We start from the raw sequence: 13,463 nt of genomic DNA, 5'->3' as shown, positions 1-13,463 counted from the left end.
TTGTTTCGTTTTCATAACACTTTACTTAAAAAGGCTTTGGTTCGTTCTTCTTGCGGCTGTTCGAACAGCTTTTTCGGTTCATTTTCTTCGACAATGTAGCCGCCGTCCATAAAAACGACGCGGTCGCCGACTTCGCGGGCGAAACCCATTTCGTGGGTGACGACAACCATTGTCATGCCGTCTTCAGCAAGCTGTTTCATGACGTCGAGCACTTCGCCGACCATTTCCGGATCAAGCGCCGAAGTAGGCTCGTCAAACAGCATCATTTTCGGTTCCATGGCAAGCGCTCGCGCAATGGCGATGCGCTGCTTCTGCCCGCCGGACAATGAATCCGGATAGGCATCTGCCTTCTCTGCCAGTCCCACTTTGCCGAGTAAGTCCATTGCCTTCATCTTCGCTTTATCTTTGTTCACTTTTTTCACTTTGGTTGGTGCCAGCATAATATTGTCGAGCACGGTCATATGCGGGAACAGGTTGAATTGTTGAAACACCATTCCTACGTCTTCGCGAATCTTGTTAATGTTGGCATTCTTGTCTGAAATGTCGGTGCCTTCAATAAAGACATGCCCTGAGGTTATCGTCTCCAGCTGATTAATACAACGAAGCAGCGTTGATTTTCCAGAACCGGATGGGCCGATGACAACGACGACTTCCTGTTTCTCAACGTCAAGGTTGATGTCCTTCAGTACTTCATTTTCACCAAAGGTTTTCTTTAGTTTTTCTACTTTAATCATCATTTTGTCGCCATCCTTCTTTCTAGGCGATTTACGAGATAACTCATGGTCAGCGTCAGGATTAGATAGATAAAGGAGATCGTCAGATATGGTGTCCAAACAATCGCGTACTGCGCGCCCATCGCTTGTGCCCAATAGGTCAATTCCGGCGCTGCAATGGCTGCGATCAGCGAGCTGTCTTTGATCAAACTGATGAATTCATTGCCCATTGGCGGCAGAACGCGGCGGACGGCTTGCGGCAGGATAACGTAACGCATCGCCTGAAAACGGTCCATGCCGAGCGATCGTGCTGCTTCGGTCTGCCCTTCGTCAATCGATTGAATGCCGGCACGGAACACCTCGGCAATGTAGGCAGCCTCGTTCAGCGACAGAGCAATAACGCCGGCAAGGATTCCATTCGATTGATGGAAGATGAGCGGTACCAGACCGAAGTGAATGATCAGAATCTGCACATACAGCGGCGTGCCGCGAAAAAATGTGATGTAACAGACAAACGGAGCACGAAGCAGCTTGTTACGAATCCTTTTCCCAAAGCAGATGAACAAGCCGAGAATCGTTCCAAAAATAATGCCTCCAAGTGAAAATCCGATCGTGAACAGCGTACCGCTTGCTAAAAAGGGCAAATATTCTCTGATGATATCTAAAGGGTTTACGCCCAACTGAATCCTCCCCTAACCTAAAAGGTTGCTTAACAAAATGTTAAGCAACCTGTGAATGTTACTTGTTATTATGATTCATTAATTGTTTGCTTGCAGCTTGTCCAGATCCGGTTCTTTATCAAACCATTTCTTGTAAATCTTTGTGTAGGTGCCGTCGTCAATAATTTTTTTGATTGCTTTATCAAACGTTGCTTTCAGCTTGCTGTCCTTCGGATACATCATGCCGTAGAACTCGCCGTCAAATGTCTTTTCATCGCCAACGGTTTTCAAGTTCTTGCCCGGGTTATTCTTTACATAATAGTCCATCACGCCATTATCGGCAACCACTGCATCTGCACCATGGTTGAGCATTTCCATAATCGCAAGGTTGACGGTTTTGAATTTTTTAATCTTCGGATTGTTTTTTCCAAGTACTTTTTCTACCGCATATTGACCGGTTGTTCCTTGCTGAACGGCAACCGTTTTGCCCTTCAGATCCTGTGCGGATTTTATTTTGCTTGATTTTGGAACCATGATTTCGTTGATCGAACGGTAATATGGATTCGAGAAGTCATACGTTTTCTCGCGATCCTCTGTTATTGAAATGGCTGAGATACTCATGTCTGCTGTTTTTGATTTCAGCTCGGCAAAGACCGGATCCCAGCCGACATTTTCCAGTTTGTATTTGTAGCCGGCTGCTTTGGCAAGTGCCTTGATCACATCAACATCGAACCCAACCATCTTGCCTTTTTCAAGCGTTTCAAACGGCGGATAGGTTGCATCATTGACGATACGCAAGGTTTTCTTCGCATTCGATGTCTTTTCAGAAGAAGAACCGCTGCTGCCTGAAGAACAGGCTGTGAAGACGAGAATAAATGCGAGTAAAAGTGAGACTATGGATAATTTCTTTATCATTTTTCGAGTTCCCCCTGATGTTAGATCTCTTTACAATTTTTAATAAATTTATTATACGCTTTTCGCAAAATAAATAGCAAGTAAATGTTGAATTTTGAAAAAATTGAAGCGTTCCTGGTGTTTGCTGACAGATTGAGGAAATGTGACTCGCTTCCCCCCCCCTTGTATGCGGTGATCGCAGTGCCAGAAGTCAAATCGTATACCGTCTTTACCTGTGAAAAACCCGGCTAAGCCTAGTCCTTACTTTCACAGGATGTGATGACTTTCGCGTTGCATACAGGACGTACTTTCACAGGATGTGATGACTTTCGCGTTGCATACAGGACGTATGCGCACTTAGCGAAAGTTCCTTTACAATCAGGAAAGTTCCTTTAAGAAAGTTCCTTTAAATTAGCGAAAGTTCCTTTTGCTGCGCCTTTGATTCATCACTTTGTGCACGGGCACTACAGCTGCTCGCTTGCCGCGGGCGCACCGCGAACCTACTCGGACACGCATTTTTCCTGCGGGGTCTCGTTGGCACGCATCACCAATGCGCGATCCCGCAGGCGCCAGAGCACCTCCGCTTTGATTATCGGTCAAGACACGGGTCTATTGGTTTGAAGTCGGGGCCAAATCTTATGTATTTCTTTACCTAGAAAAAAAAGACCCGAAGAGGGGGCTCTTCGGATCTTGAGCGATCGAAATGAATCAGCCGATCACTTTGACACGTTCATCGATTGGTGCAAAGTCTTTTTCCGCTGCTGGTGCGGCGATGTTGCCGAATGGCATTTGTGCGCGCAGTTTCCAGCTTGCCGGGATGTCGAATTCCTTTTGTACGGCTTCATCAATCAGTGGGTTGTAATGCTGCAGGGAAGCGCCCACACCGAGCTCGGAAAGTGCGGTCCAAACAGAGAACTGCGCGATTCCTGTGCTGTGTTCCGACCAGATCGGGAAATTGTCTGCGTACAGCGCGAATTTTTCCTGTAGGCCTTTGACCACATCCTGATCTTCGTAGAACAGCACCGTGCCGACACCGGCATTGAAGGAGGCTAGTTTTTGCGCGGTTGATTCGAAGGACTGTCCTTCAGGAATAACCTTGCGCAGTGCGGCTTCAGCAAAACCGCCTTCGCCCCAGATCTTTGCGCTTTCATCGCCGAACAGGACAACGGCATGTGCCGATTGAGAGTTAAATGCGGATGGTGCGTATTTTACCGCTTCTTGGATCGCCTTAACGATTTCTTCCTTGCTTGCTTTTACATTTTTATCAAGTGCATAAATACTTCTGCGGTTCTTAATTGCATCAATAAAGGTTTCAGACATTAAAAAACACTCCTTAACTAATTAATTTTTCTTTACTTACATTAGTATAGCTTATGATTAAAAAAAAGCCAGTAATATGCACTCACTTTTTTTCAGGTACTTCATCGGCATACCATTTATTCGCCCAGCGGTGTACTTCGTCTAAGATTGGTTTGATGCCTTTGCCCATTTCCGTTAGCCGGTAGCTCACCTGGACTGGGTATCCGGTATCCACGAGCCGTTCGACAATGCCCATCTCCTCCAGCTCCCTGAGCCTTGCCGACAGCATGCGGTCACTGAGTTCCGGGATTGCCGAGGAGATCGTACTGAAATGAGTTTCCCCAATGAGCAGTACTTCTATAATCAAACCGTTCCACTTTTTCCCTAAAATTTTAAATGCCTTTTCTAATTTGGGACACACTGAGATTTCTCGTTCCATGGTCATCCCTCCTCATCTATTGTCCTATACATACAATAGATCACCTACTAACTTTTATTTATTATAAATGATTTTCGTTATTCTAGCCATGCTGAGGCGCTTTTCCACTCCGATAAACGGCCATGATCGCCGCAATCTGCGTGATTTCCATAAAATTTTTCACAATTTTGCCGCAATCAGTGTGCCAATCGCGATCGATACATACAGAACCATCATCGATACAATCAGCAGCCCGGTTTCAATGGATTCGACGCCCATGGCATAAAGGACAAGCAGAGCCGCGCCGCTGCCAAACAAGACGACGTACAGAACACCAAGAAAATAGCGTTTCAAAATTAATGCCGTGCGTTCATCCGCTTCCGGAATATTCCCCATCTTTTTCTTATGTCGGGCGGCTAAGAAAAATCTTGGCAGAAGCCCGAGCAGCGGTGCACAAATGATTGCTGCTGCAAGGCTAAAATCAATGGTCACATCGGCAATGGTCAGCCCGATAAATCCTCCAATTATTGTGCAAAGCAAGACTATCGCAATCATGAGCCGCTCCCACTGTTTCTTTTTCATTCCTTGTCTCCTTCCAGATAAAACAATTCTTCGATGGGTACGTTAAAATACTTGATTAATTTCAGAGCAAGTTCCAAACTCGGATTGTATTTGTTTTTCTCAATTGCGTTTACCGTTTGGCGCGTGATTTTCAAATCCTGAGCCATTCTTATCTGTGTGATCCCATTCTTCAGGCGAAGTTCACGAATATGATTGACAACACGCATAGGAATTTCCTTTCAGTGAGTAAAGATATCTTTACACCCAATATATCAGTTTCCTCGCCTCATGTAAATATACCTTTACACGACACGACCACGAACTCCTTTCCGCCATCATGCCCATCCGGACGACCGCTGCACCGCTGAGAGAGATCCAGAATATAGAAACAGGGCCTTTTCTACAGGAATTCACAAGCACCTGCCTCGATTAGAAATCTTTTTTTGGGGCGGTTGATCCGAATCGACTGATCTTTGGTACACTTAACTTATTCTGATCGAAACGGGGCTTTATCTATGGAAAAAACTGCGGTACTGCTCGTCAATTTGGGGACTCCGGAGGCTGCCGATACTCAATCGGTACGTCGCTATCTGGCACAATTCCTCAGTGACCCGCGTGTCATTGATCTACCGCGCTGGGAGTGGCTGCCGATTCTGCACGGGATTATTCTGCGTGTGCGGCCGAGACGATCGGCCAAGCTTTACAAATTGATATGGACGGAAGAGGGTTCGCCGCTGATCCTTCATGCCCGCAGGCAACAAGCGGCGCTGCAAGAACGGCTATCGGAAACCGGGATCGATGTCGTCCTGGCGATGAGCTATGGGCGCCCCGGTTTAGGCGACATTTTGGATCAGCTGCATCGGCAAAAGGTCCGTCGCCTGCTTGTGCTGCCGCTCTATCCGCAGTATTCGTCGACAACGGTTGGTTCTGTTTGGGATGGTGTGCAGCGGTCACTTACCAGATGGCGCGATGTACCGGAGCTGCTATTTATTCGCGACTACCCGGTACATCCCGATTACATCGCCGCCTTGGTAGCGCGTGTTCGGCACTATGTTGCCAACCACGGCAAGCCTGACCGTCTGCTCCTCTCCTATCATGGCATTCCGGTGCGCTATGCCGAAGCTGGCGACGACTACCCGGAGCGCTGCCGTTTGACAACGGAACAGTTGAAGCGCCGGCTGCCGGATTTGGCGATCACGCAAGCGTTTCAGTCCAAGTTTGGTCGCGAGGAATGGCTGACGCCGGCAACGATTGATACCGTGCGTCAGCTGGGGCGACAAGGCGTGCGCCACGTTGCCGTCATTGCTCCGGGTTTTAGTGCGGACTGTTTGGAAACCTTGCAAGAACTCAAGCAGGAAAACGCCCGCGCTTTCTATGAAGCCGGCGGACAGCAGTTCGACTATATTCCGGCCGTCAATGACCATCCGTTTTTTATCGATTGTCTGGAAGATCTGGTGAGGCAAAGGCTGCGAATGCCTGTCAAAATAAAGAGCAACTGTTAGTTAGCTTCGCTAAACTTTCGGAGAAGGCGAGACCTTAGTCGCGCTTACACTAAATTGCACTAAACCTTTTATCCTTATTTATGTTAAAAAAGATCAAGAAGTCGACGGTCCATCCGCCCAAGGGTGATCCAACCGCAATGCCGAATTGGCGATAAAGAGTATAATTGAAACCTTGAGATAGGTATAAAAATGGCCGGAACCTTTGCGCGGCACCGGCATTTTTGACTTTATTTGACTTTGGAGTTGAGTCACCGCTGCCGGTGGATGTGTTTTGAGGAATTCTTTGACGCGGTTGATCTTTACCTATTGCTGCAGCAGCTTACGATGATCTTGCTTTCTTTTTCAGCGCGCGAATGGAGACATCATGTTCGCCGAGCATTTCAAAAATTGCTGCTTGATTTTCGATCATTTTGTCTATGGATTGCTGATTGTGATCGACTTTCTCATCGATATTTTTCACGTCGCCATGCAGCTTATCGACATCACTGCTCAGCGCCGTCAGTTTCGCATCCGACACCTCTTGTCGATCATAAACCGCTTTAAGAATACGGCTGGTTTCATCGAGCTGTGTCTGCATCAGATCCTGCTTTTCTTCCATATGATCCATGCGCATCTCCATGTTACCCATGCGCATCTCCATGTTACCCATGCGGTCGTCCATACTTGTCAGTTTATCGAGAATTAACTCGAGTACTTTTTCACTCATGTATTCACCTCCTTTCATCTCGTTTGATCAGGTCATGATGCCTGTTCATTTTTGTAAGTCTAGTATAACAAAGGATTTCTCGATTCTTTTAAAATGTGTGAAAAAAATTTGTCAATTTGCCTCAGACCCACTGCTTCAACTTGACCACATGCGTCCAATGTGATTGGTACTGATTTATCGAGTACTTTGATTCTTTATCTATAAAAAACGCGGGAGGAAAAGAATCCTCTCGCGTTTTTCGTTGTTTCTGTCTCATTCATTAGAAATCAAAATTATCCGGGTCAGCGCCGGTGCGGTGGTCTTGGTTCAGGGCGTTGATTGCTGCCATGTCTGCCTCGGTCAGTTCGAAGTCGAAGATCGCAAAGTTTTCTTTGATGCGGCCTTCGTTGACGGACTTCGGAATGGCGATGACCCCGCCTTGGACATGCCATCTGAGGATGACTTGTGCGGCGGATTTTCCGTATTTCTCTGCGATCGCACCGATCGTTTTATCTTGAAGCAGCTCGCCGACCATCAACGGTGCCCAAGCTTCAAGACGGATGCCATGCGCCTCGCTGAAGTCTTTGAGCGGTTGCTGAGTCAGGCGTGGATGGCGTTCAACTTGATTGACAACCGGCACGACCTCGGCGCCGTCTAGCAAATCTTCGAGATGATGGATCTGGAAGTTGCTGACGCCGATCGCACGGACTTTTCCTTCCTTATAGAGATGTTCCATGGCGCGCCATGTTTCCTTGTACCTTCCTTCAACCGGCCAGTGAATCAGATACAGATCCAGGTAGTCAAGACCGAGCCGGTCGAGGCTGTCCTGGTATGCCTTTAGGGTTGATGCGTAGCCTTGATCCGCGTTCCATACTTTTGAGGTGATGAACAGGTCTTTGCGTTTTAAGCCGGTTTCTTTGCATGCGGCTTTAATCCCTTCGCCAACGCCTTGTTCATTTTGATAAATCGCAGCCGTGTCGATCAATCGATAGCCTGCGCGTATTGCGGCTTGTACCGATTGAGCCGCAACCGCTTGGTCTTCCACCCGGAATACGCCGAGTCCTTCAAGCGGCATCTCGACATCATTATTTAATGTAACCGTGGTCTGTGTCATCGATCATCCTCCTCTGATACATGCTTTACTCAGTGTAACGGATGTCGCCTTTGACGAACAGTACGCACCTTATTGTGCGGTAGTTACCAAAAAGTTCCCTTGCTTATGTTTTCATGATTCGCGCTCGATTAGTGCTCATTCCCTCGGCCGATCCATTTTTTTGGCAAACGCAACAGACGTGCGGATCATTTCCTGCAGGACATCGCAGTTGATGTCGGCGAGCTTGTTCACATAGATGCAGGCTTTGCCACGTGTATGTTTTCCAAAATCAGCAGCGAATTTTTCGTATGCTTCATCGGTCATCATAAGGTACAAGCTGATCTTCGCTTTGCGCGGCGAAAATCCGGTCAGTGGTGCGTCTCCTTCGTGTCCGGAAGCATATTTGTAGTGATACGATCCAAAGCCGATGATGCTTGGTCCCCACATTTTCGCTTGAACACCGACGGTTTCTGTAAACAACTCAAGCAGCTTGTAGGCATCCGCCTTTTTACGCGGATGTTCCACGTGTTCAATAAATGCAATGACGCTGTTTTCATTTTCTTTCATTTTTGCCTCATCAGCCAATTCGGCTCACCTCAACTCGTTTGTCGTATGAAAATGTGTCTTTCTGTACATTTTAAACAAAGATGCTCGCCTGCAAAAGCTTCAGTTTGTCACAGGCATTTTTTTCTAGTTCGTATTGTATAATAAAACTATTGTCTTTTTGCGCTCAGCATAATGAGCTTGGGGACGAAACAGGTTAAAACGGGAGGTTATTTAATGGAAGCACTCACTCAAAACAAGGTTGTCCATGGTTTTCGTCTGCTCCACAAGGACAGCATTCAGGACATTCACTCTGATGCGTATGTGTTCGAGCACGAGAAAAGCGGCGCACGGTTATTGTTTTTGAAAAATGACGATGACAATAAGGTTTTCTCGATCAGTTTCCGTACGCCTCCGGAAAATAACACCGGTGTTTTTCACATTCTTGAGCACTCGGTTCTGTGCGGATCGGATAAATATCCGGTAAAAGAACCGTTCGTTGAGCTGCTCAAAGGTTCGCTCAATACCTTTTTGAATGCATTCACGTTCAGCGATAAAACGATGTATCCGGTCGCTAGTAAAAATGACAAAGATTTTAAAAATCTGATGGACGTCTATCTCGATGCCGTTTTTCATCCGAACATTTATAAATACAAGGAAATCCTGCAGCAGGAAGGCTGGCATTACGAGCTGGAAAATGCCGACGATCCGCTCCATTACAAAGGCGTTGTCTACAACGAAATGAAGGGCGCCTTCTCTTCGCCGGAGGGGTTGCTGATGCGCGCCAACCAGAGTTCACTGTTCCCGGATACAGCCTATGGATTCGAATCGGGCGGTGATCCGCTCTACATTCCCGAGTTGACCTACGCGTACTTTGTCGACTGCCATAAAAAGTATTACAGCCCGGCCAACAGCTACATCTTTTTATACGGTAATCTTGATCTTGAAGAAAAGCTTGCCTTTCTCGATAAGGAATACCTCAGTACGTATGAGCGAATTGACGTGGATTCATCGATTGCTGTTCAGCAACCGATCGGCAAAATCAATGAAACGATCAAGGAGTATCCGGTTCTGCCTGACTCCGACTTGAAGGACAAAACCTACCTGAGCATGAACTTCGCGGTTTCTGAATCGACGAACCCGGAAACCTATCTGGCCTTCGACATTCTCGACTATATTCTGCTTGATAGTCCGGCAGCGCCGCTCAAAAAAGCGATTCTCGATGCCGGCATCGGTCAGGATGTGTTCGGTGCCTACGACAACAGCATCCGCCAGCCGTTTTTCTCCATTAATGTAAAAAATGCGAATGAAGATCAAAAAGAAGCCTTTAAAAAAGTCGTCTTCGACACGCTGCACCAATACGTAAAAGATGGTCTCGATAAAAAACAGATCGAAGCGGCGATCAACGTCAAAGAGTTCCAGCTACGTGAGGCCGATTATGGCTCGATGCCGAAAGGGCTCATCTACAGCATCATGGCTATGGACAGCTGGCTCTACGATGAAGACCCATTCATGCACCTAAAATTCGAAGACACCTTGACAAAAATCAAGCAGGCATTAACAAGCAACTATTTCGAAACGTTGATCGATCAGTACTTGCTGCGCAGCAATCACCAGACCTTTGTCACCATCGCCCCATCGAAAACGATCGCGGACAAAGAAGCGAAGCTGGTGGAGAAGAAGCTTGCCGATGTCAAAGAAAATCTGAGCGCGGACGGCGTCAAACAGATTATTGAAGAAACGACTAAACTAAAGGAACGCCAGTCTAGCGCCGACAAGCCGGAAGACTTGCGCAAAATTCCGATGCTGTCGCTTTCGGATATTGACCGCAAAGCAGAAGAACTGCCGATTGAGGAAGTGGAGATTGATGGCGTCAAAACGCTCAAACACGAACTGGAGACCAATAAAATTGCCTACGTGAACCTGTACTTTGATGCATCGGACGTACCTGCCGATCAGATCTCAACCTTGACGCTGCTTCAGGAAATTCTGGGCAAGGTCGATACGGAAAACTACAAATACGCAGACCTAGTCAGCGAGATCAACATTCAGAGCGGCGGCATCGACTTCGACAACCAAACGTTTGGCGACAAGGCCGATGATGATGCCTATGCGCCGAAATTCTCGGTGAAGACCAAAGTACTGACGGAAAAACTGGCACAAGCATTTGGTTTGATTCACGAGATCATCTACCATACCAAGTTTGACAATGGTGCGCGTATTCGTGAAATTGTCAAAGAAATCAAGTCGCGAATTGAAATGTCGTTCAACCAAAATGGTCAGTCGGTGGTTGTTCGCCGGCTCGGCTCCTATTTCTCGCAGGCAGCCGCTTATGGCGAGAGGCTGCGCGGACTTGATTTTTACCGTTTCATTACCGATCTGGACAAGAACTGGGACGCCCGCTTCAGTGAGTTCTCGCAAAGCTTGGCATCACTCGCCCAGCTGCTGTTCAATAAAGCGGGGCTGGTTATAAGCGTCACCGGCGACAGCTCCATTTTCAGTGCCGTTGAAAAAGCGTTCCCAGTGCTCGACTTGCAGGAACAAGCGGCGGCTCCGGAACGCAGCGCGCAGAAGCTACCGGAACCCGAAGCCAAAAACGAAGGCTTGATGACCTCAAGCAAAGTCCAATATGCTGCCAAAGGTGCAAACTTCAAAGCGCTCGGCTATGACTACAGCGGCAAACTGCAAGTGCTGAAAAAAATCTTGTCACTGGACTATCTGTGGAATCAGGTGCGCGTCATGGGTGGTGCCTACGGCTGCGGGCTTGCGCTTGAGTCGGCCGGGAACATGGTATTCTGGTCCTACCGCGATCCGAACTTGCAGGAAACACTAGCCGTTTACGATCAAGCAGCAGCCTTTGCTGAGTCCTTCGATGCCGATGATTTCGAAATGACCAAATACATCATCGGTACACTTTCGGATTTGGAGACACCGCAGACGCCGCGAGCCAAAGGCAGCCTTGCAGACGCGCAGTACTTCAAAAAGATTACACAAGCCGATATTCAAGAAACACGCGACAACGTGCTTGATACGAACCAAAGCGACATCCAAGCCTTTGGCAAACTGCTTAAAGCAGTCACCGATCAAGGACTCGTCTGCGTACTCGGCAGTGAAACAAAGATCAAAGAAAACCAAGCCTTGTTCAAAGAATGCGTCAATGTCTTTGACTGAATAAAAAAGAGGTGAAAAGAGCAGTCCCATTTCAACGGGCTGCTCTTTTTTCGCGTCGATTCGCATTTTGCTTTAACTTCTCGGCGTTTCGCTTTAACTCGCGGCGGTCCTTGCTGCATTTTTTCATTGGATCGGTCTGAATTGTTCGATCTTGAAATGGCTGAAGACGGCGGTTCCTCCTTCTGCGTACAGGCTGATGCCTTGATCAGTGAGCGGTGGAAATGCTTCGTTGGTCAGGACGGTGCGCCCGTCGCCGGTGAAGACTTCAATGCTCGTTTTGTCGACGAGTATTTTTAGATGGATTTTCTTTGCTTTCGGCGAAATGGGCGCGCGGCTTTCGACGCTCTGTTTTTTGTCATCCGGATGGTTTGTGAGGCGGCGATTGACGTAGAGGGCATGGTCTTCTGTGAGAATGCCGACGTCGATATGCCGTTTCTTATTGCTTGATTCGCGCAGTCGTAAGCCAATGTTGCGTGCATCCGTCCAAGAGATATCGGTCTCAATCTGATAGGCGGTACCGCTTGCGCCCAGCGATTTGTTTCCGTTCACGCGGATGGTTCTCGGTTGCTGCGTCGCTGTTGTCCGTTCATTGAGCGCGCCAATCGGTTTCGAGATGAGGCTATGCTGTTGCCCATGTTTCGCTAAGTGAATCGTGCGCACAATGGAGTTAACGCCATTGAAATCCTCGTCCATGGTTGGCGTGGCGTTCGGATAATCCCAGTTGTTCATCCAGGCAATTGCATAGCGAGAATCTAGACGGTGCGTCGGATTCTCGTTTTCGAAGGTAACAGCGGCATACCAATCGAAGCCATAATCGAGCCATTGCGGCGCTGCCTGATCGGCCGTAAATTGTTCACCATCAAAATTGCCGACCCAGTAAGCATAGGTGTTCGGTTGGCCCGACACTCGTCCATTGGCGCTCGCACCGAGTACCCATTTAACTGTACCATCGGCGGCGCGCAGCTGAAACAGATCCGGGCATTCAATCAGACCGATGTTCTCTGACGTAAACCCGCTCGTATAGCGCCAATCCTTCAAATTTTCCGATTCATAGAAACCGATTTTCGCTCCTTCGGCAAGCAGCAACACCCATTTTTTGCGGGCGGTATCCCAAATGACCTTTGGATCACGGAAGTCCTTGACCCCAGGATTGGGCAGAACCGGCTGTTCGTGATCCTGTTTAAAAGTCTTGCCGCCATCGGTGCTGTACCAGAGAAATTGTTCCTGGCTGCGGCCATCGGGCGGTTGCGTCACGATCGCGACAAGTGCATTTTTCCCAAATCCTGCCGTATTCTGCGAATCACGCACAACCGAGCCAGTCCAAATGTCGCCATTTTTGTTCGTGTATTTCGGTATTGCAACGCCCTTGTCCGTCCAGTGAACCAGATCTTTTGACGTTGCTTGGCGCCACTCTGTTCCGTTCCCTTTCGGGTAATCACGGTTGTACAAATAATAATAATGAAAAGTTCCATCAAAATAGAGCGGCCGCTGTGGATCATTCATCCATTTGTCCGGTACGGAAAAGTGATACACGGGACGATAGGAATGCTCCTCTGTCTCAACGGTCGGCTTCTTTTCCGGTTGCAGCGGCGCGAGGACTTGTAGGAGCAGCAAACCGATCATGACCAGCGCGCCTGCAATGATGAGCCGTCGGGTTCTTAAATTTTTCATATATAATGCTCCTTATGGCTTTCTATTCTCGTCTATTTTTCCCGAAAATGAGAAAAACCGGGCAAAAAGCGCCCGGTCCTTACTTCCGCAGGATGCGGTGGCTTTCGCGTTGCATACAGGACGTATGCGCACTTAGCGAAAGTTCCTTTAGGAAAGTTTCTTCATACATGTATGATGGTCTCCTGTCTTTTCGGTGCTGAATCGCCGCTTCGGTTACTCGCTTGCCGCGGGCGCACCGCGAGCCTCCTCAGACA

Annotated in this window: 13 protein-coding genes; 2 read left to right on the top strand and 11 right to left on the bottom strand. The window is 48.0% G+C overall.

What is annotated here, in order from left to right:
• Positions 1–11: 11 nt before the first annotated feature.
• The 7 genes from AA84_RS0112355 to AA84_RS0112325 all read right to left on the bottom strand — a co-directional run bounded on the left by AA84_RS0112355 (position 12) and on the right by AA84_RS0112325 (position 4,771).
• Complete coding sequence (locus AA84_RS0112355; RefSeq protein WP_028977460.1) at positions 12–734, bottom strand: amino acid ABC transporter ATP-binding protein; 723 nt, start codon at positions 732–734, stop codon at positions 12–14.
• Positions 734–1,393, bottom strand: a complete 660-nt coding sequence (locus AA84_RS0112350) for an amino acid ABC transporter permease (RefSeq protein WP_028977459.1) — start codon at positions 1,391–1,393, stop codon at positions 734–736. The genes AA84_RS0112355 and AA84_RS0112350 overlap by 1 nt, the downstream gene beginning before the upstream one ends.
• Before the next feature lie 78 nt (positions 1,394–1,471).
• Positions 1,472–2,287 carry a basic amino acid ABC transporter substrate-binding protein gene (locus tag AA84_RS0112345; RefSeq protein WP_028977458.1) on the bottom strand — a complete coding sequence of 272 codons (816 nt, stop codon included), beginning with the start codon at positions 2,285–2,287 and terminating at the stop codon, positions 1,472–1,474.
• A 687-nt stretch (positions 2,288–2,974) separates the two neighbouring features.
• Positions 2,975–3,586, bottom strand: coding sequence for a nitroreductase family protein (locus tag AA84_RS0112340; RefSeq protein ID WP_028977457.1), 612 nt, complete (start codon positions 3,584–3,586; stop codon positions 2,975–2,977).
• A gap of 82 nt (positions 3,587–3,668) precedes the next feature.
• Positions 3,669–4,004 (bottom strand): winged helix-turn-helix transcriptional regulator, encoded by a 336-nt coding sequence (locus AA84_RS0112335; protein ID WP_028977456.1) that lies wholly within the window; start codon positions 4,002–4,004, stop codon positions 3,669–3,671.
• A 159-nt stretch (positions 4,005–4,163) separates the two neighbouring features.
• On the bottom strand, positions 4,164–4,565 hold the full coding sequence (locus tag AA84_RS0112330; RefSeq protein WP_028977455.1) for a hypothetical protein: 402 nt from the start codon (positions 4,563–4,565) through the stop codon (positions 4,164–4,166).
• Positions 4,562–4,771, bottom strand: coding sequence for a helix-turn-helix transcriptional regulator (locus AA84_RS0112325; protein WP_028977454.1), 210 nt, complete (start codon positions 4,769–4,771; stop codon positions 4,562–4,564). The genes AA84_RS0112330 and AA84_RS0112325 overlap by 4 nt, the downstream gene beginning before the upstream one ends.
• 288 nt (positions 4,772–5,059) lie before the next feature.
• Between AA84_RS0112325 and hemH the strand changes: the two genes are divergently transcribed.
• Positions 5,060–6,046, top strand: a complete 987-nt coding sequence (gene hemH, locus AA84_RS0112320) for a ferrochelatase (RefSeq protein WP_028977453.1) — start codon at positions 5,060–5,062, stop codon at positions 6,044–6,046.
• Positions 6,047–6,365: 319 nt separating this feature from the next.
• Here the strand turns inward: hemH and AA84_RS0112315 are convergent, their stop codons facing one another.
• From AA84_RS0112315 to AA84_RS0112305, 3 genes are all read right to left on the bottom strand, one after another.
• Positions 6,366–6,752, bottom strand: coding sequence for a hypothetical protein (locus AA84_RS0112315; protein WP_028977452.1), 387 nt, complete (start codon positions 6,750–6,752; stop codon positions 6,366–6,368).
• Between the two features lie 259 nt (positions 6,753–7,011).
• Positions 7,012–7,845 carry an aldo/keto reductase gene (locus AA84_RS0112310; RefSeq protein ID WP_028977451.1) on the bottom strand — a complete coding sequence of 278 codons (834 nt, stop codon included), beginning with the start codon at positions 7,843–7,845 and terminating at the stop codon, positions 7,012–7,014.
• Between the two features lie 135 nt (positions 7,846–7,980).
• Positions 7,981–8,391, bottom strand: a complete 411-nt coding sequence (locus AA84_RS0112305) for a DUF1801 domain-containing protein (protein WP_037563621.1) — start codon at positions 8,389–8,391, stop codon at positions 7,981–7,983.
• 213 nt (positions 8,392–8,604) lie between these two features.
• Between AA84_RS0112305 and AA84_RS0112300 the strand changes: the two genes are divergently transcribed.
• A complete protein-coding gene (locus AA84_RS0112300) occupies positions 8,605–11,538 on the top strand; it encodes an insulinase family protein (RefSeq protein WP_028977449.1) in 2,934 nt (977 codons plus the stop codon).
• A 123-nt stretch (positions 11,539–11,661) separates the two neighbouring features.
• Here AA84_RS0112300 and AA84_RS0112295 read toward each other — a convergent pair whose 3' ends face one another.
• Positions 11,662–13,209 carry a glycoside hydrolase family 32 protein gene (locus AA84_RS0112295; protein WP_028977448.1) on the bottom strand — a complete coding sequence of 516 codons (1,548 nt, stop codon included), beginning with the start codon at positions 13,207–13,209 and terminating at the stop codon, positions 11,662–11,664.
• Positions 13,210–13,463: the final 254 nt, after the last annotated feature.

Origin of the sequence: Sporolactobacillus terrae DSM 11697, from assembly GCF_000648615.1 — a bacterium.
GTDB classification, from domain to species: Bacteria; Bacillota; Bacilli; order Bacillales; family Sporolactobacillaceae; genus Sporolactobacillus; species Sporolactobacillus terrae.
The sequence above is the reverse complement of the archived record's forward strand: the minus strand, read 5'-3'. Positions and strand labels throughout refer to the sequence as shown.

Coding starts and splice junctions, on each gene's coding strand:
- AA84_RS0112300 (WP_028977449.1), top strand. CDS start 8,605: ATGGAAGCACTCACTCAAAACAAGGTTGTCCATGGTTTTCGTCTGCTC.
- AA84_RS0112355 (WP_028977460.1), bottom strand. CDS start 734: ATGATTAAAGTAGAAAAACTAAAGAAAACCTTTGGTGAAAATGAAGTA.
- AA84_RS0112330 (WP_028977455.1), bottom strand. CDS start 4,565: ATGAAAAAGAAACAGTGGGAGCGGCTCATGATTGCGATAGTCTTGCTT.
- hemH (WP_028977453.1), top strand. CDS start 5,060: ATGGAAAAAACTGCGGTACTGCTCGTCAATTTGGGGACTCCGGAGGCT.
- AA84_RS0112295 (WP_028977448.1), bottom strand. CDS start 13,209: ATGAAAAATTTAAGAACCCGACGGCTCATCATTGCAGGCGCGCTGGTC.
- AA84_RS0112340 (WP_028977457.1), bottom strand. CDS start 3,586: ATGTCTGAAACCTTTATTGATGCAATTAAGAACCGCAGAAGTATTTAT.
- AA84_RS0112345 (WP_028977458.1), bottom strand. CDS start 2,287: ATGATAAAGAAATTATCCATAGTCTCACTTTTACTCGCATTTATTCTC.
- AA84_RS0112335 (WP_028977456.1), bottom strand. CDS start 4,004: ATGGAACGAGAAATCTCAGTGTGTCCCAAATTAGAAAAGGCATTTAAA.
- AA84_RS0112310 (WP_028977451.1), bottom strand. CDS start 7,845: ATGACACAGACCACGGTTACATTAAATAATGATGTCGAGATGCCGCTT.
- AA84_RS0112325 (WP_028977454.1), bottom strand. CDS start 4,771: ATGCGTGTTGTCAATCATATTCGTGAACTTCGCCTGAAGAATGGGATC.
- AA84_RS0112315 (WP_028977452.1), bottom strand. CDS start 6,752: ATGAGTGAAAAAGTACTCGAGTTAATTCTCGATAAACTGACAAGTATG.
- AA84_RS0112305 (WP_037563621.1), bottom strand. CDS start 8,391: ATGAAAGAAAATGAAAACAGCGTCATTGCATTTATTGAACACGTGGAA.